The sequence below is a fragment of the Phyllobacterium bourgognense genome (genome assembly GCF_003337575.1).
Taxonomy (GTDB): Bacteria; Pseudomonadota; Alphaproteobacteria; order Rhizobiales; family Rhizobiaceae; genus Phyllobacterium; species Phyllobacterium bourgognense.
Map to the genome: position 1 here is coordinate 372,729 of NZ_QPJM01000001.1, position 19,770 is coordinate 392,498.

The window sequence follows — 19,770 nt, forward strand, 5'->3', positions numbered from 1 at the left end:
AGCTTCCGTGGAAAGTGGGGGCTCAAATGAAAATAGTTGTGGGGCTTTTCGGCCCTATCTTTAAAGTCCTATTCGTGGTCATAAAGTGGGCGTTCATAGCTGTTTTGCGATCATTGGTGGGCTCATCACACTTCTTGTTTTGTCTGGCAGCAACGTAAAACCAACCTGGGGGGCAAGGCTGTAAAACTCCGACGCGAGCTGCAGAACGACGAGCTTCGAAAGCCGCGGCTCAAGGCAGCGCGTAGACGAGAGCAGAAATACGACGGCGAGGGAGACTACGAATAGGAGTGCCACATCACGCCGATCTGTGGTGGCGATCTTCCGCGCTCGCTAATCAGGGCCCCGGCCTAGTCCTCCCTTTACATCCATGATCGGATCTCTCTGCTATGAATGAATTTAAAAGAATGAGATTTCCCGAGGAAGTTTGTCGAAAGCTTGGAAACTATGTCTACCGGCTGATCGACCCAAGAAATGGCGAAACCTTTTATGTAGGAAAAGGCAGAAACAACCGTGTGTTCGAGCATGCAGAAGGCATTCGCGTCGCTCTGGGGGACGAGGAACAACGCTTAAGTCCCAAATACGATCGGATTCTGGCCATTAAGAATGTTGGCCTTGATGTCATTCACGTCATTCATCGGCACGAGATTCCGGACGAAGCCATTTTTGAGGTCGAGGCAGCTGTTATTGACGCTTACGCAGGTCTGACCAATATCCAGGGCGGCCATGCGAGCAGTGATAAGGGGCCGATGAACCACCTGGAGCTTATCGATAAATATAGCCTTCCTGACATGCCGCAACCAACTCATAGTTTGATTCTCATCAACATCAATAAGCTCGAGGACCGCAGCGATCGCCATGCGATCTACAACACAGTCCGTTTTTGTTGGCGCATTTCAAAACCACGGGCTGAAAATGCAGAATATGTCCTGGCGGTCGTGAGGGGCGTGGTAGTTGGCGCTTTTCGCGCTTCTAGGTGGCTAGCTGCTACCAAAGAGAATTTTCCTGATGTTTCCTACGCTGACGATTCTGAAGCTCATCGATTTGGCTTCATTGGCGAGGAAGCAAGCCGTCTGGTCTGGGAGGAATACGTCGGGCAACGCGGCAAGCGTATCGTTCAGACTGAACTCAGGCACTCCCAGAATCCGATCCGGTATTGGAATTGCTAAATGCGGGCATGGGTAAAGTAGTAACGTCGCCGAAAGATGGCTCACGACCAGCGCGCTCGCTTGATATGGGCTCATCCGAATCGCTAGGTTGTCCGGCCATGGGAATGCGATACATTCTGCCTACTTTTAGGGGTAGATGATATGGCTAGAAACGGGGAGATCAGCGCGGATTACTTCCAGCGATCTGATGAGGAATTCAGGAACGCGCGCCAGGAAGCCTTATGGGTGAAGCAGCTTGCGCTGTTCGATGGTGACGAGACCAAGGCCAAATATGCTTACGTAAGGACGCGAGCCGAACAACTGGCCGGCGAACAGCGAGCCGCGGTTGCAGGGGACGAGGTTCCAGCCTCCATCGCATGGGCTGTTCTCATCCTCGGCTTCTTCGTCGTGTGGGCAATTCGAGCCTTTCTGTTCTTGCACCTTAGCCGACAGCCGACCTACACGGCCAATGATATCGCCGCTGCCGTAGGGTCTAGTGGGGTTGGCATTGGCCCAACGGCGATGTTCTATCAGATGTTGGTGCTGCATGTGGCGTATCTCTACCTTGCGCTGCGGCTCGTGTTCAAGACCGATTCACGAGCGGTCAGAATTGCGGCAGCCTGTGTTTTGGGCTGGTTTGCTATCATGGCTTTCGGCGCTTACGGAAATTACCTTCAAGCCATCGGTTATCTGGACTGAGTTACGGAGCCTTGTGAGACGCGCCGTGGGTTAGCTTGTGCGGAAGTGCATCATGACTGCAAAGACGGCTGCAGCTGCGACCAGCTCCAGCCTCTTCGTTTCGGCTTCGCCGTAGAGCGGGTATTCGCCGATCAGATCGCCAGGCCAATTCGGCTCCGGTTCGGGCGGACGTGTCGATCAGATAAATGGCTTGTCATCAGACTGCCATGTCTCCATGCGTTGAGTTTCAATACGGAGATAGCTTATCGTTCACGATTGCTTACGGAAAAATAGCCCGACAGACTACCTTGACTGCATCTACGCCACTTGCTCGCTGGCAGTTAGTCTCTGTAAATGCAATGTCTTACCAGGTTACGGTAGACTCTTAGCCAATTCCTGAAATCTACAAAATGCATTGGCCAACTGCATGCGCCCCGGGGTTTTGCATTCCGCCTCAAATATGGCGGGCGAAGCTACAAGTATAGCAAGGCACTTAGCGCGAGAAATAGCCACATTGAGACGATTGGCGCTGTAGAGAAATTCCATGCCTCTCGGAGCGTCAGCGTGGCTCGATGTCGCCATAGAATAGATAGCAATGGGGGCTTCCTGACCCTGAAACTTGTCAACTGTCCCAACTCTAGCAGCAGGCAGCCGCTGCTGAATTTCGAAAACCTGCGCATTGTAGGGCGTAATGATGACGATGTCCTGAATTGTGATCGGATTGTCATTGCCACCTCTGTCAATCCATCGCGTATTGGAACTTAGGATCGAGAGAACCAGCTGCTGGACAGCATCCGCTTCCTCTATCGAGAAACTTTTGTTACCAGTGTGTTGAACAGGCACATAGCGCAGTCCTGATCCCTTTATGGGTCCTTGAGAATGGATGGTTTGATTTTGACATCCATCAACGGGATGAAGTTTCCCTCCGTAAAATAGCTCAGAGTCATATGAGCAGATATCAGGATTCATTCGCCAAGTTTGTTCAAGGAACAGACCTTGATCTGGTTCGATTGTCTGCTTTCCATTCAGGATGTGCGCCAATCCTGACACGTCAGTTCCATCAGGGTGCGTGCCTTGACTAGGCTGATCGAGCTGCTGCGGATCTCCAAGAAGAATCAGTCGCTTTGCTGCCTGGGAGAGCGCAAGCACATTAGCCAGAGAGATTTGGGCAGCCTCGTCAACGACAAGGACATCAATCGATTCGAACGCATCTTCTCTCGCCCATAAAAATCCTGTCGCGCCCGCGACCTGACATTGACCAGTGGCCAGGGCTCCTAACAACGATCCATTATTTTTCGCAAAGAAGAGTTTGTCAGTGTCTTCCTCTTTTTCTTTTGCTTTGTGTATGCAACGGAGGTCAATGTTAACTTCGTCAGCAGCTTCGATGACTTTATCAAGCAAGTTGCGGATCACCTTATGGCTGTTGGCAGCGATGCCAACTTTCATTCCCAATTGAACGAACTGACAGATCATCCTCGCGCCCGTATATGACTTGCCTGTCCCCGGGGGGCCCTGAATGGGTAATACGCCGCTTTGCATGCACTTCGCTAAGCGAATAGCAGCTTCCAACGTATCTTCGCCGACGATGCTAATGGGCTGGCCCCCGAGTTGTGGAGGGCTCCTCAACAAAAGGTCTCTTGCCGCCAGATATGGGCCTTCACCGTTCACACCGTGGTCCGCAACATAGTCTCCGATCCGTAACAAACACGCGGCCTGTTCGTCGGCCGTGATTATCTCATGGGTAAACACAGCGGCTGGGTGAAGGTCGACCGTTTTTCCTTGTTTTTTGATATCGATTGTGCGGTCAGCTGTGGAGATATCAACGACTTTACCAAACGGCTCACCTCCCATGGACCGAAGCTCTTTTCCCGCACGGATATCGGTATCTTGCTGCGGGAAATGATATCGATGTGTAGGGGTGCGGCCCTGGCCGGCGACCTCTCCGGCGAAGGTAAGCCCAGACAGTCCTGCACGTTCGTCAAGAAGTTCTTCAGAGCTGAGCGCTTGTAGCCGAAACTTCTCCCAATATACCGCTTTTTCTTCGCGGCGATGCCAGTCCAAAATGTTGGCGAGTATCCACACTGCCTGCTGCTCGTCTGTCCGCGCCGCTGAATCAACTGGAATGTTTTCGACTATGCGATCAGCCAGCTGTTTCACTCGCGCTTGACGCGCAGTCAGTTTTTCATTGGGTTCTTCCGCGATCGCGTTGGGTCGAAGCACTTCAGCGCCCATCTCTATCGATTGCAAGCGCAGGCGCTCTAACCACGACCGTAACGCCTCGGTCGAAACGCAATCATCCTTGTTGTAGTTTTGGACTATGGTTTTGACGTCATCTTTGATGGATGGCACATCGCCCAGTTCGAGAGCCGCCCCAAGGCTTGCCAGTGCAACATTGGCCTCCTTAAGGGGCACCAATCTCTCGTAGCCGTAGAAGATCTCCAGCCGTTTGATCGAGTAGCTTTCAACACTCGCCCTCACGGAGTTTCGAACCACGCTGTAAAGATCAACAAATCGATGACCACGAAGAAGATTGTCTATTTCGGCTTCTCGCGTCGCGTAACGGCCCATTAGTCGTTTCAATGCGGTGGGTTCATACGGGGCGAAATGGTAAATATGCAGATCTGGATACGTCCTCAGCCGCTCGATAACAAAATCAATAAATGCTTCAAATGCCGACTTCTCTTCTTGGCGGTTTAAGGACCAATCGGCCTTATAAAGCGGCTGACAATCGCTATCACGATGGTGATAGCCGAATAGATATTCGAGCCCGTGTTCTCCGATAAAGGGATCGCCTTCAAGATCGAAAAAAATGTCTCCTTCGCTCGGCTTGGGAAGAAGGCACAGCCCATAGCCCGGTATGACTGGCAATAGTTCATGTTTGACCACGCCACTTTCTCTCGCGTCTGCCTGGATACGGGCCTGGGCTCGGATCTTTTCATAGGACTGCGCCGTCCCGCGTTTGGGTTTCCAGCGTAATGGCGTGTCTAAAGCGCCCAGTTCAGCCAAAGTGGTAACCCCGTTCTCTCGAAGTTCCGCGATTTGGGTGCGTGAGATACCGGCAACAAAGGACAAATGATCGTCGTGGCGTCGTCGCTTGTCGCACCTCTCAAACCAACGGCAGATTTCGCAGTGGTCGTTAGGTTCAGGATATGTTTCGTGTCCTGCTAGGCCTGACGTAGCGATCTCAGCTGCTACCTTCGCTTTGCGAAAATAGGCTGCATAGTCTGCGATGCGGAATACCTGGGGGATAAAATCAGACCAAGGCGCCACGACATAGGTATTTGCTGGTTGGAGCTGTTGAGTATGGCCCAACAAATCTGAATAGAGACAAAGCTGCAGGACCGTGCCGCCTTTTGTTTCTCGCGCAAGTTTGGTGTCCATTACCTCGTAAGACCAACCGCCAAAAGCGCTTGGAATTTCCACCCGGCGCAACACATCGGTTCGGCCTGACCATCGACCGTGGCGAAGCGCACCTTGTATAATGACGTCGCGCCCCGATTGCATGGCTCTTATAGTGGCGGCGACGCTTTCATCCGAAATTTCGACAAAATCAATCGGCTCTGATGTCAAACCCGTGGACAACAAATGTTCCACAAACGCTTGCTCATGTAAAAAGCCGCGCTCTCGCAGGATCTCGAGCATTGGGTCATATCGTTTTGGTTTGGCAAGCGAGCCGTTGGCGACCAGAACGTCCAAGGCCGTCAAGTGATGGCAATTCAAATGGCCGACCAAATCGGTGGCACTTAGCTGGATTTGATCGTCGATTTTTTTCATCGTGGAAAAATGTTATCAACAAAGTGGAGAGTGTTCTATCGCGAAAGAGACGCGACCACACGGTCGTCCGAATGGTCACGTCGCCGAGTGCAAGATCAGGAAGATCCAGCGCAGGCTAACGTTGTGTTTTGCGTGCGTGTTCATGCTGCAGGACTAAAAGATACGCAGCCACAATAACGCCTATGGGCAATCCCAAAGAGAGAATCCAAAATTCGATGGAAGATGGCGTCATCCCCATGCACCTCTCAACACACGTAGTCCCAAAAAATGCAATACCGCGCCCGCTATGAGCCAACCGGCGGTAGAGATAGTTAAAAACAGCGCAGAGTATTCACCTGCGATTGTGATTGGCCACGATATCGCCATCAGGGGCAGCGCCATCGCAATCACGAAACAGACCGTTGAGAGTCTCCCTAGCGAATAAGCAAACATGATCGTTGGTTTATCTTCTGATTTCATAGTTTCCGCCTACCAGGATTGTTATAGAAATGGTTGGTTAGCTTGTGCGGACCATTGCTGCTCATTCTCGGAGGAATGCCTTTCTAACCTGCCGTGCCACCGGCATAGTAACTGGCGGATCAGTATGGGTTGAGGCCTGCCTGATAAGCTGGATCCAATCCCACTCATTTGAGGATATGTTCTGGGGTCGCGCAAAAAGTTCTCGCAATTCAGCAAACATTGCGGGTTCGAAGATCTGCTCTAACGCAAGTATGAAAAGGTGACCTGCATCGACGCCCAATGCCTGGGCTAGTGCTGTTACCCGGTCGAGAGGGACTTTAGCGCGACCATCGATGAACATGTAGATCATGTCGGAGGTCTGAAAGCCCGACATGACGGCAATATCTCGATGGCTGATATTGTCAGGAAGTGCATTAACCGTCTCTTCTAAGAAGACAGAGATTGATGAGCGCGGCGGATTGGATAGGCTCTTCATTTTGATAATCTCTTTTTTTCGATAACGCGAGAGAATGTATCAAAATTATTACGGATTACTAGTAGATTACTTACGGATAAGTCAGCGCTGACTGACTATACCTTATCAAAACTATATGCTGGCAGACTGTCGATCGCGTTTTTCATCGTTTTTAAAGTGACGTCTCCGTATTTTTCACCAACAGATCTGGGAGCATGACCGCAAATTGCATCTATTGTCGCGCTGTCTATATTCGCCTCCCTGCAAAAGGTTTTAAATGAATGGCGCCACCCGTGGTTGGGGCTTACGCCGGCCGGAATCAATTGATTTCGTTGAAGCCATTGCGCCAGCCGCGAGGAAACGATCGCTGCCGGATTGCTGCCAGGCTTACGTGCACCTGAAGGATAAAAAAGAGGTCCTTCTGCAGATCCGCTAACAAAGCCGAGGAAACCAAGGTCCAGTAGCTGTTGGTGGAGGGGAACGTCTCGGAACTTATTGTTTTTTACCGCGCCGGCGTCCGGAGAAATTCTAATATAGGTTACTTCCCCCGCAGTCTGGATATCGGATTTTCGCAATTGCGTGATTTCTGTAATGCGAGAGCCCGTCAACGCACAGAGTATTGGCGCCCATCTTTTTGCGGCAGTGGTTTGTGATGCCTCTCTGATTTTCGTCCCATAAGGAGCCGGAACATAACGCAAGCTTGCTCTTAGAACTTTTGCAGCTTCCTCACGTGTGAAGCCCTTCGGCCGGTTAAGGACCTTCTCCTTAACCCTGATTTTAACCTTGTCTGCTGGGCTGGTGTCGAGAATATCGTTGGCGACAGCCCAGTTAAAAGTTGCCTTCAGTGCGGTAAGATAAACGTCTTTGACTGTCTTTGGTGCTAGATAGTTTAGTTTTACATCCTTCCACTGAATCACATGTTTCCTGGTAATGCGTCGAGCATCATCTGTTTTCGCAAAGGCAATGAAGTCCTCGACAATAGGCGTCCAACGTTGCTCAGCTTCAGTTCCTCGGCCATTCGCTTTCAACTCCTTCAAGTATCTCTGAAAAAGGTCTCTAATTGATACCGGATCGCTCGTGAGTTGTTCCACGTCCATCGGTTCAAAGAGCGGATGCGACGGTGCGCCGGAATACACGCCCTCATCACGTTCCACGATGCGTGAAAGAACCTCGAATTCGGCCGCGCACAAGGCCATGGCAAGTTCACGCCACTCGTGGCTTCCGAACTTGGCAGTCGTGTTGCCCAGCTGCTGGAAGTGAGCCGTCGCCGGACCAACAGCATCCAGCAAAGCGTTGTCGCCAAGCTTACCCGCCATGCCGTCACGGAGCTGCGCGACGACTAGATCGTCAATGGATATCGAGGCCCAGTTATTGTTTGATAACCTCAGCTTTCTATCCAGTTCTAGTCGTCTCAAATAATGGCGATGGGCAATTTCATTTATTGAAATAGGCTCAGGTGTAAAACGCTTCTGACCGTGGAGACCTGAGGCATTTGCTTTTTGTTTGGCAATGTCGATTTGAGCACGGATACGAGCAACCGCGCCGGAGTGGAGGTTGCGAGCGGAGCGTAGATCGGGACCAAGCGGTTCGGTAAGCTGAGATTTGCCGCCCATGAATGGACGCAGGGGAAGGGGGATGACCACGCGAGCATAATATCTGCCATTGCGTTCCAGCCAGTTCCGTGTCTTCGCAGCCATAACCAAATCACCCATTTTGTTACCAATTTTGTAACAAGAAAATGGGAAAAACCTGTTAGATGTCAATAGGTTCTAATGAATTCAATGGGTTGGAATGGTGCTGCTGGGGAGGATTGAACTCCCGACCTCGTCATTACCAATGACGCGCTCTACCACTGAGCTACAACAGCGTTTCCATATCGCGTGCGGATCGCAACCATGGCCTCGTTTCCCGTATACCACCTCGTAACGAAGTGCTCTACATGAGTTGCAGCCGATTTGCGAACGCGGCGGACTTCTGCCATATCATTGCTTAAATCGCAAGCAAGCAATCGTAATCTCTGTGCCAAATTATGTATACGCGGCAAAAGCGATGACTTGTTGGGTATAAAATGGCATGAAACCCATTTGGAATATATGTGACACGACATGACTTCGCCGTCGAAAAACCCGAATTCCCAACAAACTGACCGCGAGAAGCGACGGTCCGAACAATTGCGGGCGAATCTGGCACGGCGAAAACAGCAATCACGTTCGCGTCGGGCGGGTAGCGCCGATGAACGCGACGAGGGCATTGTCGCCGCAACCGAAAAGCCTTCCGATTCCTCCCAAGAGGAATCATGAATGGCCCAAACAGGGTCATAAGCCTTTCTTGAACCATTTCGTGTGATGGTTTACAGCAACCGGCTCTGCAAAGAGTCTCAACGACAGGACGGGTACTTTCCCGCGAAAGTGACACAATATGGATCGCATCAAGATTGTTGGCGGTAACAAGCTCAATGGCGTCATTCCGATTTCGGGTGCCAAGAATGCGGCCCTGCCGTTGATGATCGCATCGCTCCTGACGGACGATACACTGACGCTGGAAAACGTTCCTCATCTCGCCGACGTTGAACAACTAATCCGTATTCTCGGCAATCATGGTGTCGATTATTCCGTCAATGGACGTCGCGAACGTCAGGACGGTGCCTATTCACGCACCATCCATTTCACCGCACGCAATATCGTCGATACGATGGCGCCGTATGAGCTGGTTTCCAAGATGCGTGCAAGCTTCTGGGTTATTGGCCCGCTACTTGCGCGGATGGGGGTGGCTACGGTCTCGCTGCCAGGCGGCTGTGCCATAGGCACGCGTCCTGTGGATCAGTTCATCGATGGCCTGCGCGCGCTCGGCGCCGATATCGAGATCGAGAATGGTTATGTCAAGGCCAGTGCTAAGGGCGGCCTTGTCGGTACCCGCTACGTGTTCCCGAAAGTTTCGGTGGGCGCGACCCATGTATTGATGATGGCCGCGACTCTGGCTAAGGGCGAGACGGTCCTCGAAAACGCCGCACAGGAACCCGAAGTTGTCAACTTGGCTGACTGTCTTAATGCCATGGGGGCGAAGGTCAGCGGTGCAGGTACGCCGACAATCACGATCGAAGGTGTCGTGAGCCTTTCCGGAGCCCGCATTCGCGTCATTCCAGATCGAATCGAGACCGGCACCTATGCCATGGCTGTCGCCATGACTGGTGGTGATGTCATACTCGAAGGCGCCGATGCCAGTTTGCTCAGCGCGGCCTTGACCACGCTCGGTCAGGCTGGAGCGGAAATCTCCGAAACCAATTCAGGCTTGCGTGTTGTCCGTAACGGCCACGGCATCATGCCTGTCGACGTGACGACTCAGCCGTTCCCCGGGTTCCCGACGGATCTTCAAGCGCAGTTCATGGGCTTGATGACCAAGGCGAAAGGCACCTCCCACATTACGGAGACGATCTTCGAAAATCGCTTCATGCACGTGCAGGAGCTGGCGCGGCTTGGCGCCAAGATTTCACTATCGGGCCAGACGGCTAAGATCGAAGGTGTCGAACGGCTGAAGGGCGCGCCCGTGATGGCGACCGATTTGCGGGCCTCGGTTTCGCTGGTCATTGCTGGACTTGCCGCTGAGGGCGAGACAGTCGTCAATCGCGTCTACCATCTCGATCGCGGTTTTGAACGTCTCGAGGAAAAGCTGACGCGCTGCGGCGCGGTTGTCGAACGTATCAGTGACTGATCCTACTTTCGTAGCTTCAACACAGATTCTACGCAGCGCATAATTCCATTTCCCTACACTTTCCTCTAACAGGAAAGATGTCGTGGTGCCGGATCGGCATCGCGATCTCGCTCAATTTTGCAAAGGGAAGACATGGACACTCTCAAACTCATCGCGCTTGATGAGGAAGATCTGCAGATCCTGTCCGCGCATCTGCAGGATTCTGTGTTGAAAGTTAGCGACATTGAATATCTGGCCGCTGAAAAGAAACTTGTTCTTGGCGTTAACCGGTTTGTCTGGGAACAGGCTGCCGATGGCAAACGCCGCCGTAGCTTTGAACGTCGCCGCGCAGCATTGCTTTTTGATCGGGTATATAGCGTCAAGGCGACCGGCATTGATCACCAGCGCAAGGACGATGTCCTGTCGCTTCTTGCAATCCATTTCATCGTGTCGGACGCACCTTCGGGTATTGTCGAGTTGACCTTCGCCGCCAACAAGGCGCTGAGGCTGGAAGTGGAAGCCATCGAGGCCCAGTTGACAGATCTCGGTCCTGCTTGGGAAACAGCGTTCAAACCGGAACACGAAGTCTGAGGAGTGATTAGCGTGGCATTTGTGCTGAGACAGTCCGAACCAGATTTTGAATCGCGGTTTTCTGCGTTTCTGGCTACCAAGCGTGAGGTTTCTGAGGACGTGGACCGCGCTGTTGCCGATATAATTCATCGCGTTCGCACCGAGGGCGATGCCGCACTGATTGATTATTCGCAACGCTTCGACCGGATCGATCTTGTGCAACACGGCATCGCGATCACCTCGGCCGAGATCGACGCAGCCGTAGCGTCCGCGCCTATACAAACGGTGGAAGCGCTGAAATTGGCGCGCAATCGCATTCATTCGCACCACGCGCGGCAGATGCCACAGGACGATCGTTACACGGACGCGCTGGGTGTAGAACTCGGTTCGCGTTGGACGGCAGTCGAGTCGGTAGGGCTTTATGTCCCGGGCGGCACGGCGAGCTATCCGAGTTCCGTGCTTATGAATGCTGTTCCGGCTCAGGTCGCTGGCGTCGAGCGTATCGTCATGGTCGTGCCGTCGCCAGAGGGCAAGCTCAATCCGCTCGTGCTGGTTGCAGCCCGGCTTGCCGGCGTCTCGGAAATCTACCGCGTTGGCGGCGCACAGGCCATTGCGGCGCTCGCTTATGGCACGGAAACAATTGAGCCGGTCGCCAAGATCATAGGTCCCGGCAATGCCTATGTGGCAGCCGCCAAGCGCCGCGTGTTCGGCAAGGTCGGCATCGACATGATTGCGGGTCCGTCGGAAGTTTTGATCCTGGCGGACAGCGACAATGATCCCGACTGGATCGCGGCCGATCTTTTGGCGCAGGCCGAGCATGACAGCGCCGCGCAGTCGATCCTGATCACGGACGACGAGGCCTTGGGCAACGCAGTTATCGCCGCCGTAGAACGCCAGCTACTGACATTGCCACGAGCGGAAGCCGCAAGCGCCAGCTGGCGCGATTATGGTGCCGTTATTCTGGTATCCGACCTGTTGTCGGCGCTACCGCTCGTTAACCGGATCGCTGCCGAGCATCTCGAGATCGCGACTGCTGATCCCGAAATACTGCTGGCAGGCGTTCGCAACGCCGGGGCGATCTTCCTTGGACGTTACACACCGGAGGTGATCGGCGACTATGTGGGTGGCTCAAATCACGTTTTGCCCACCGCACGGTCGGCGCGATTTTCTTCCGGCCTTTCGGTGCTCGACTATGTGAAGCGGACCTCCATCCTGAAATTGGGTGTGGAGCAGTTGCGCGCCTTGGGTCCGGCAGCGATCGAACTTGCGCGTGCAGAGGGCCTTGATGCCCACGGCAATTCCGTTGCAATCCGGTTGAACCTGTAGGGAAATAATGACAGCGACGGACATGGCGCGACTGATTGACGTGGAGCTGGACGAGACGATCGGCCGTTCTACGCCGGATGTCGAGCACGAGCGTGCTGTCGCCATTTTCGATTTGATTGAAGAAAACAGTTTTCGGCCCGTCGGGGATGAGGGGCACGGTCCCTACCGGCTCAAGATATCGCTGGCGGAATCCCGGTTGATATTCGCCATCGCCCGCGAAAATGGTGATGAAGTCGTCACGCATATCCTGTCGCTGACACCGTTGCGCAAGGTCGTGAAGGATTATTTCATGATCTGCGAAAGCTATTATGAGGCCATCCGCGCTTCCAGCCCAAGCAAGATCGAAGCTATCGATATGGGTCGGCGCGGATTGCATAACGAGGGTTCGCAGGCATTGATGGATCGTTTGAATGGCAAGATCGAGGTGGATTTCGACACCGCCCGCCGCCTGTTCACGTTGGTATGTGTGCTGCATTGGCGGGGTTAGACGAACCAGTGACTATCGGAACGGAAAAGCTGCCTGACGACCAGGAACCCGCAAAAGCGGTGGTGCCGAGTGCAGTCTTGTTCATTTGTGGTCTGAATTCGATCCGATCGCCGATAGCGGAGGCTCTAGCCCGCAGTCTCCTGCCATCGAGGATCTATATCGCCTCGGCAGGTGTTGAGAAAGGCGAGCCCGACCCTTTTGTCGACGCCGTTCTTGAAGAGGTCGGATTAAAACGAATCTCTGTCCAGCCGCGCACTTTCAAAGAGCTGGAAGATGATTATTTCGATTTGATCATTACATTGTCGCCCAAGGCCCACCATATGGCACTTGAATTGACCAGAACGACGTCTGTACATGTGGAATATTGGCCGACACCCGATCCGACCTTGGTGCAGGGCCGTCGCAATCAGATAATGGACGCCTATCGGGATGTTCGGGAAAACCTGAAACGACATATTCTGGAGCGTTTCGGCAGAACAGGCTGAACGCCTGTGCAACCCTTATAATTGTATCGAACTCCCTTGTTCACAAATGGTGCGCAATACTATAGGTTCCGCGCAAAATTGCGGTCGAGCATGACCTCAAATTCCCTTATCGGAGATAGCACTACGCATGGCGAAAGAAGAAGTATTGGAGTTTCCTGGTCTCGTGACGGAGCTGTTGCCCAACGCGATGTTTCGGGTAAAGCTCGAAAATGATCATGAAATCATCGCACACACAGCTGGCCGCATGCGCAAGAACCGCATCCGCGTTCTCGCCGGCGACAAAGTTCTCGTTGAAATGACCCCTTACGATTTGACGAAGGGTCGCATCACCTATCGCTTCAAATAATCAGCTCCGCGCTACGCAGGATATTCGACGTCAATGAGCGATCAGCACAAATTCGTTCTTGCATCCGGCTCGCCGCGCCGTCTGGCGCTCCTGAGTCAGATCGGTATCGAGCCGGATCGGTTGCTGCCTGCGGATGTCGACGAATCCCCGCTGCGGGCCGAACATCCGCGTTCGCTTGCTCGTCGTCTGAGCCGCCTGAAAGCAGAGAAAATCGCAGGCGAGCTGAGGAATGATCCGGAGTTCAGCGATGCCTATATCATGGCCGCTGATACGGTTGTCGCGGTTGGCCGGCGGATTCTGCCAAAAGCGGAAATCCTCGACGATGCGACTGCGTGTCTCCGATTACTCTCAGGCCGTTCCCATCGCGTCTATACCGGGCTGTGTCTCATCACACCCCAAGGCAAGCAGCGTCAAGATCTGATTGAAACTCGCGTGCGCTTTAAGCGTCTTTCGCGAGAGGAGCTGGAGAGCTATCTTGCTTCTGGGGAATGGCGCGGCAAGGCCGGCGGCTATGCGATCCAGGGACTTGCAGGCGGCTTTGTCGTCAAGCTGGTTGGCTCCTATAGCAATGTCGTCGGACTGCCGCTCTACGAGACTGCCAGCCTCCTGCATGGCGAAGGTTATCCGGTCTATGCCAACTGGCAATCTTCGGGACGTTAAACGGAACTGATCCATTGACTGAGACCAAGAAAAGCACGGCAAACGTGACGCCCTTGCGGCCAACGCGACCTTGCCCGGAATGCAAGCGCCCTTCGCAACGGGAACATTACCCCTTTTGTTCGGCACGCTGCCGCAACATCGATCTCAATCGCTGGCTGACTGGAGCCTATGTGTTACCAGCCGTGGAAAGTGCGGACGACAGCGACGACGAGCAGGAATAGCTGGAGCCGCTTCACGTTCTTTTCATTTGATGCCTGTAATTTCTGCCCTGGTCAGGACAGGAACGCTCCATGAAGATTGCGATCATCGGCACCGGCTTTGTTGCCGATTATTATATGACGACGCTCGTCAACCATCCGCAACTTGTGCTGGGCGGCGTCTATGACCGTGATCCAGCGCGCCTGAAACAGTTTGCCGAATACTATAAGGTCGCGACCTATCCCGACTTCGAAGCAATCCTCGCCGACGACGAGGTCAGGATTGTTGTCAATCTGACGGCACCAGAAAATCATTACTTGCTCTCGAAACAGGCGTTGGAGGCCGGCAAACATGTCTATTGCGAAAAGCCACTTGCAATGTGCTACGAAGAAGCGGCAGAACTGGTAGCGCTCGCCGAACGCCTTGATCTTATCCTGGCATCAGCCCCAGCCAACGCCATGAGCGATGCATACAAGCTCGTCGCCATGTCGCTGGACGACATCGGTCAACCGCGACTGGTCTATGCCCAGATGGAGGACGGTCCGGTTTTCCGCGCCAATTGGCAGGGATGGCGTTCCGTTTCGGGCGCGCGGTGGCCCGGTCTGCATGAGTTCGAAATAGGCTGCACGCTCGAGCACGCCGGTTATGCGCTGTCTTGGCTGGTTTCTTTGTTTGGGCCCGTCGAAAGCCTGGCTGCTTTCTCGACGCTCACATTTCCGGACAAGGGACCGGGAACCGTAGCAATCAACATGGCGCCCGATTTTTCCGTTGGTTGCCTGCAGTTTCATTCCGGTGTCATCGCTCGTCTCACCTGCGGTCTTGCTGCGCCGCGCGACCGGTCGTTGATGATTCTCGGTGATAGGGGAACACTGACGGCGGAGGATCTTTGGGATCACCGATCAGCAATCTATCTTGAAACTGCCGCAGAAGGCCGGACGCTACGCACCAAGGTTGTCGATCTTATGGAAGTGCATCTCAAGCGCTTCCTGCACTGGAAGCCATTGCCGGGACGCAAACTCGCTTATGACAATTCCGCAAGACGTGCGAAGCTCCCGGCTTATCCATCGCAAATCGATTTTGCCGGGGGCATTGCCGCGCAGGCTGATGCCATTGAACAGGGCAGGCCGCTGTTTTCGTCGGGCAAGGTTGGGCTTCACATCACCGAGTTGGCGCTCGCGTTGAACAATGCCGGTTCGCTGCCCCAGCCCTACAAGATGCGAAGCACTTTTTAGAGCTTGATGATGTGCGTTGTCGCCGGTTGCGCCAAGACGATGTTGATTGCGCGCAGGGCGTTGATGCTGTCTGAAAGCGGCATGACTGTCGACGTTTTTTCGTTTTTACGCATCGCGTCCATCATAGCCATCGCTTCGAATTGTAAGCCATTGCCCTCGAACGGATAGTCTTCCACCCTTCGTCCGGGTAGTGGAAGTCGATCGAGTATTTTGCTGGCAAGCCCGGATGGTCGTGACAGCGGGCCAAAGGGCGCGCGCTGCGCGAAGCCTTGATAGACTGTCAACCGCTGCGCCTTCAGGAAGGGGGAATTCAACCGAAGCATACCTTTTGTGCCTTCTATGACGAAATGGTTCGCACCATCCCGGTCGAACCCGCTCGTAAGCTGCGCTTCCGCCTCGTTGTAATGCAGCGTTATTTCCGAACTCATGTCGACGCCATTTGGCGCAGGGTACCAGAGGCCTGAAACCTTCTCTGGCTGGCCTAGAAAGTACATAGCGAGAGATACACAATAGATACCGAGGTCGAGGCTGGCCCCACCGCCAAGCGATCGGCTGAAATAGCGACTCTTTGGATCATATTCGTGTGCATAGGCAAGTTCGGCCGTTATCTTGCGAATAGTGCCGATCTCGCCCGCATCGACATTTGCTTTGGCCGCAACTATGGCAGGCAGGAACCGCGTCCACATCGCTTCCATGGCAAAGACATTGACCCTGGCTGCTTCCCGCTGGATGACAGAGGCCTCCGTATGCGAGGGGGCAAGGGGTTTTTCCGCGAGGATTGCCTTGCCGGCTCGCATTGCTTTCAGTGACTGGGCCAAATGTAGGGAATTTGGCGTCGCAACATAGACTGCGTCGATGGACGGGTCGCTCAAAAACGAATCGAGGTCCGAATAAGCCCTGCGGCTGCTAAAAGCACTGCGGAACTCCTCTGCGTTGGTCGCACTCCGAGAGTGATTAGCAACAAGCGCGGCGTCCGGCACGAGCATCAGGTCCGACGCAAATCGCCGGGCAATTTCGCCGCTGCCAATAATCCCCCAACCAAAAACCCGGTCTTTGGTTGTCTCCCCCGTTTCATCCATGCAATACGAATCCCGTCTATAAGCCTCAACAAATGCACCAATGCATGCCCTTTGCAAGAGGCAAAAAAACGGCAAAAAATTCACGAGTTGATGCTGGACAGCACGATTTTTAGTGTTATAACCCACGCGCTTCTGACGGAAAACCAACCCGTCGACAAGGCTTGCCGGATAACGGAAACGCCACGAAGTGCCCAGATAGCTCAGTTGGTAGAGCAGCGGATTGAAAATCCGCGTGTCCGTGGTTCGAATCCGCGTCTGGGCACCACTCTTTCTCTCAGTAAAAAAGAAATTATGTTAACCCTCGTGACCGGGTGCGGCACATTTTCGTTGCGCTTGCACGCGCTCCGCTGTCCCCAGTCTGGTCCCTTCGCAGCGTCGCATCTTGTGCGGCATCGGATATGTCGGGTTGTAGACCGACGTCATGGGCCGTTCGGGCTGCAGCCGCGATGGCAAGTATATTTCCTTGTACCTTAGTTTTAAGAGTCAAGTACAAACAAATATATAAGCAATTACACTTTCATATCCTGCGTAAGAAAACAGCTCTTCTTCTATGATTTAACCGAATTGAACAATTATTACGAAATTCTAAAATGATAAAGGTTGGCACGATTAAGCGACTTTTAAAGAATCACAAAGATTCACACAAATAATGATTCATTTTCAATATCTTATGGGAAAGGACTCACAATGATCTCACGTTTTCGTGATAAAACGGCAACACTGTAACCCCAAGTTGCATAAGATAGGCCGTTCTGGCCATAAGTTCTTTGACCCCGTCGCTAAAGTTAAGTTAGATCGCCGGGTCAACAAGACACATATGGAGAGATCAACAATGAACATTAAGAGCCTTCTTATCGGCTCCGCTGCAGCCCTGGTTGCAGTTTCGGGGGCACGCGCTGCAGATGCAGTCGTTGTTGCTGAACCAGAGCCCGTCGAATACGTTCGCGTTTGCGATGCATACGGCGCTGGCTTCTTCTATATTCCGGGGACCGAAACCTGCCTGAAGATCAGCGGCTACGTCCGTTATGATGCCCAGGCTGGCGACGACGTTTATACCGGTGGGAACGTTGGTGCCAATGGTGACGAGACCTGGCATAAGCGTACTCGTGCAGAAGTTCGTTTCGACGCTCGTTCGGAAACCGAACTCGGCACTCTGCGTTCCTACATCCAGGGCCGTTTCCAGTATGACGATGGTGAATCCAGCGAGGGTTCGCTGCCGCAGGCATGGATCGAACTCGGTGGTTTCCGCATCGGTACTGCTGACGAACTCTTCGGTTCATGGACAGATTATGCTGGTGGCGTCATCAACGACGACGTGATCAACTACCAGTCCGGCCAGAGCAACCAGGTCAGCTACACTTTCAAGGGTGGCAACGGTTTCTCCGCTATCATCGGTGCTGAACAGGGTCAGGACGACTATGTCATCGAAGACTACATGCCTCACGTTCTCGCTGGTGCGAAGTTCGAACAGGCTTGGGGTGGCGTTTCCGGTGTTGTCGGCTACGACTCCAACGTTGAAGAATTCGGTGGCAAGCTGCGCTTGGACGTGAAGTTCAACGAAATGTTCTCTGCATTCATCATGGGTGGCTATCAGTCCAACTACGACGAAAGCTTGGTCGAACGTAACTGGTTCGGTACATGGGAAGGCGATTGGGCAGCTTGGGGCGGGTTCTCCGTCAAGGCTACCGACAAGGCAACCATCAACGCACAGGCTGCTTACGAAGAAGAAGGCACATATGCCCTCGCTCTTAACGTAGCTTACGAGCTGGTTCCTGGCTTCATGATTACGCCAGAAATCAACTACACCAAGTTCGACGGCGCACGTGCTGACGTTTCTGATGCCCTTGGCGGCAGCGACGACGCATTCGGCGGCATCATCCGCTTCCAGCGCAACTTCTAAGCGCCGGTATCAACTATCCGGGGGCTCATTGTCCCCGGATTTTATCCGATTTGGCGCTGTAGAAGGACTGCAACGCCAGAGTGTGATGATGTGATCTCCAGTCGCCTCATTCTCACGAGACGGTGGGCCCCGCGGCTCACCGTTTTCGTTTTATCCCACCATCTCGCTTGCAGTGTTACGTCACACCATGTTCGATACATGGTTTGCGATCGCAAGACAGGATGTGAGGCCCGGACTTTCAATACCAAAAAGATTCACCAAACCTTTGACATCGTGTGTGGCAGGACCTTCGATGACGAAATCCGTTGTTGGTTCGCCGCTGATAGTCAGCTTTGGCCTGATGCCGCTATAAGCGGGCTGCAATGAACCGTCGACGAGATTGGGCCAGTATTTACGTATTTCGTCGTAGAATCGGTCTGCCCGTTTAGGATCGACACTGTATTCGATCGATTCCACCCATTCGACGTCGGGACCGAACCGCATCCGGCCGTCCAGATCAAGCGTGAGATGAACGCCTAACCCCCCTTCTTCCGGGACTGGATAGATCAGGTGCTTGAACGGCGTCCTGCCTGTCGCTGAAAAATAGTTGCCCTTGGCAAATCGCCTGTCGGGTATGAATTTTCGCGGTAGTCCGGTAATGGATGAAGCGATGGCCGGTGCCTGAAGGCCGCACGCATTGATGAATGTGGATGCCTGAAGCTCAAACGTGCGTCCATTGGAGGCATCAATTGTCTCTACCCGCAAACCATCGGCATTCGTTTCAGCGGAAACTATCCTGGTCTGAAATGAAATTGCTGCGCCGTGATCTTGCGCGTCGCCGAGCAGCGCCAACATCAGGCTGTGGCTGTCTATGATGCCCGTCGACGGTGAAAATAATGCTGCCGTACACGTAAGTTCCGGCTCGCGTCTGCAGGCTTCCAGCTCCGACAAATGCTGTAGATCAGAAACACCGCATGCTTCCGCTCCTGTCGCTATGGTATTTAATATCGGAATTTGAGTTTCGTTTGTAGCTACGATCAGCTTGCCGCAGCGGGAATGCGGAACTCCGTGCCTTTCCGCAAAGGCATAAAGGGCATTTCGACCCTCAATGCATAACCTGCTTTTCAGGCTGTTTTGCGGATAATAGATGCCGGCGTGGATAACCTCGGAGTTGCGCGAACTGGTGCCCGTTCCGATAGTTTCGGCCTCTTCGACAATCAGGGTCTCGATGCCGCGACGGGCAAACGCGCGAGCGATTGCCAGCCCGATAACACCTCCGCCCGCGATGAGGCACTCCACACGTTCCAATTG

At 53.4% G+C, this 19,770-nt stretch carries 19 protein-coding genes and 2 tRNA genes; 14 read left to right on the plus strand and 7 right to left on the minus strand.

Annotated elements, in window-relative coordinates; all coding sequences use genetic code 11:
• Nucleotides 1–386: 386 nt before the first annotated feature.
• Together C7476_RS01800 and C7476_RS01805 are read left to right on the plus strand one after the other, a co-directional pair.
• Nucleotides 387–1,166 carry an LEM-3-like GIY-YIG domain-containing protein gene (locus C7476_RS01800; RefSeq protein WP_210207778.1) on the plus strand — a complete coding sequence of 260 codons (780 nt, stop codon included), beginning with the start codon at nt 387–389 and terminating at the stop codon, nt 1,164–1,166.
• Between the two features lie 141 nt (nt 1,167–1,307).
• Nucleotides 1,308–1,844: a hypothetical protein gene (locus C7476_RS01805; protein ID WP_114428193.1), complete on the plus strand. Its 537-nt coding sequence runs from the start codon at nt 1,308–1,310 to the stop codon at nt 1,842–1,844.
• A 351-nt stretch (nt 1,845–2,195) separates the two neighbouring features.
• On the opposite strand, the gene C7476_RS01810 is transcribed toward C7476_RS01805, so the two are convergent.
• The 5 genes from C7476_RS01810 to C7476_RS01825 form a co-directional block, all read right to left on the minus strand.
• The gene (locus C7476_RS01810) at nt 2,196–5,597 is read right to left on the minus strand and encodes a TM0106 family RecB-like putative nuclease (RefSeq protein ID WP_114428194.1); all 3,402 of its coding nucleotides are present in this window, start codon (nt 5,595–5,597) and stop codon (nt 2,196–2,198) included.
• 228 nt (nt 5,598–5,825) lie between these two features.
• Nucleotides 5,826–6,056, minus strand: coding sequence for a hypothetical protein (locus C7476_RS27795; RefSeq protein ID WP_147274599.1), 231 nt, complete (start codon nt 6,054–6,056; stop codon nt 5,826–5,828).
• Between the two features lie 61 nt (nt 6,057–6,117).
• Nucleotides 6,118–6,531: a hypothetical protein gene (locus C7476_RS01815; protein WP_114428195.1), complete on the minus strand. Its 414-nt coding sequence runs from the start codon at nt 6,529–6,531 to the stop codon at nt 6,118–6,120.
• Nucleotides 6,532–6,626: 95 nt separating this feature from the next.
• Nucleotides 6,627–8,222: a tyrosine-type recombinase/integrase gene (locus C7476_RS01820; RefSeq protein ID WP_114428196.1), complete on the minus strand. Its 1,596-nt coding sequence runs from the start codon at nt 8,220–8,222 to the stop codon at nt 6,627–6,629.
• A gap of 80 nt (nt 8,223–8,302) precedes the next feature.
• Nucleotides 8,303–8,377 (minus strand) — tRNA-Thr (locus C7476_RS01825).
• A gap of 238 nt (nt 8,378–8,615) precedes the next feature.
• On the opposite strand from C7476_RS01825, the gene C7476_RS29200 reads away from it, so the two are divergent.
• The 10 genes from C7476_RS29200 (at nt 8,616) to C7476_RS01875 (ending at nt 15,501) form a co-directional block, all read left to right on the plus strand.
• Nucleotides 8,616–8,810: a hypothetical protein gene (locus tag C7476_RS29200; protein WP_114428197.1), complete on the plus strand. Its 195-nt coding sequence runs from the start codon at nt 8,616–8,618 to the stop codon at nt 8,808–8,810.
• 118 nt (nt 8,811–8,928) lie between these two features.
• A complete protein-coding gene (murA, locus tag C7476_RS01835) occupies nt 8,929–10,218 on the plus strand; it encodes a UDP-N-acetylglucosamine 1-carboxyvinyltransferase (RefSeq protein ID WP_114428198.1) in 1,290 nt (429 codons plus the stop codon).
• Between the two features lie 132 nt (nt 10,219–10,350).
• A complete protein-coding gene (locus C7476_RS01840) occupies nt 10,351–10,788 on the plus strand; it encodes a DUF2948 family protein (protein ID WP_114428199.1) in 438 nt (145 codons plus the stop codon).
• Between the two features lie 12 nt (nt 10,789–10,800).
• Nucleotides 10,801–12,093 carry a histidinol dehydrogenase gene (hisD, locus tag C7476_RS01845; protein ID WP_114428200.1) on the plus strand — a complete coding sequence of 431 codons (1,293 nt, stop codon included), beginning with the start codon at nt 10,801–10,803 and terminating at the stop codon, nt 12,091–12,093.
• Between the two features lie 7 nt (nt 12,094–12,100).
• A complete protein-coding gene (locus tag C7476_RS01850; RefSeq protein ID WP_114428201.1) occupies nt 12,101–12,580 on the plus strand; it encodes a UPF0262 family protein in 480 nt (159 codons plus the stop codon).
• On the plus strand, nt 12,556–13,065 hold the full coding sequence (locus tag C7476_RS01855) for an arsenate-mycothiol transferase ArsC (RefSeq protein ID WP_114428202.1): 510 nt from the start codon (nt 12,556–12,558) through the stop codon (nt 13,063–13,065). The genes C7476_RS01850 and C7476_RS01855 overlap by 25 nt, the downstream gene beginning before the upstream one ends.
• Before the next feature lie 127 nt (nt 13,066–13,192).
• Complete coding sequence (gene infA, locus C7476_RS01860; RefSeq protein ID WP_008122731.1) at nt 13,193–13,411, plus strand: translation initiation factor IF-1; 219 nt, start codon at nt 13,193–13,195, stop codon at nt 13,409–13,411.
• A gap of 33 nt (nt 13,412–13,444) precedes the next feature.
• Entirely contained in the window at nt 13,445–14,071 is a 627-nt protein-coding gene (locus tag C7476_RS01865; protein WP_114428203.1) for a Maf-like protein, read from the plus strand.
• A 14-nt stretch (nt 14,072–14,085) separates the two neighbouring features.
• Entirely contained in the window at nt 14,086–14,292 is a 207-nt protein-coding gene (gene yacG, locus C7476_RS01870) for a DNA gyrase inhibitor YacG (protein WP_112526252.1), read from the plus strand.
• Nucleotides 14,293–14,361: 69 nt separating this feature from the next.
• Nucleotides 14,362–15,501 carry a Gfo/Idh/MocA family protein gene (locus C7476_RS01875; protein WP_114428204.1) on the plus strand — a complete coding sequence of 380 codons (1,140 nt, stop codon included), beginning with the start codon at nt 14,362–14,364 and terminating at the stop codon, nt 15,499–15,501.
• On the opposite strand, the gene C7476_RS01880 is transcribed toward C7476_RS01875, so the two are convergent.
• The gene (locus tag C7476_RS01880) at nt 15,498–16,580 is read right to left on the minus strand and encodes a Gfo/Idh/MocA family protein (RefSeq protein WP_114428205.1); all 1,083 of its coding nucleotides are present in this window, start codon (nt 16,578–16,580) and stop codon (nt 15,498–15,500) included. The two genes, C7476_RS01875 and C7476_RS01880, sit on opposite strands and share 4 nt — an antisense overlap.
• 189 nt (nt 16,581–16,769) lie before the next feature.
• On the opposite strand from C7476_RS01880, the gene C7476_RS01885 reads away from it, so the two are divergent.
• Together C7476_RS01885 and C7476_RS01890 are read left to right on the plus strand one after the other, a co-directional pair.
• Nucleotides 16,770–16,845, plus strand: a tRNA-Phe gene (locus C7476_RS01885).
• A 567-nt stretch (nt 16,846–17,412) separates the two neighbouring features.
• Entirely contained in the window at nt 17,413–18,480 is a 1,068-nt protein-coding gene (locus C7476_RS01890; RefSeq protein ID WP_114428206.1) for a porin, read from the plus strand.
• A gap of 180 nt (nt 18,481–18,660) precedes the next feature.
• On the opposite strand, the gene C7476_RS01895 is transcribed toward C7476_RS01890, so the two are convergent.
• A complete protein-coding gene (locus C7476_RS01895) occupies nt 18,661–19,767 on the minus strand; it encodes an NAD(P)/FAD-dependent oxidoreductase (RefSeq protein WP_114428207.1) in 1,107 nt (368 codons plus the stop codon).
• Between the last annotated feature and the right edge of the window lie 3 nt (nt 19,768–19,770).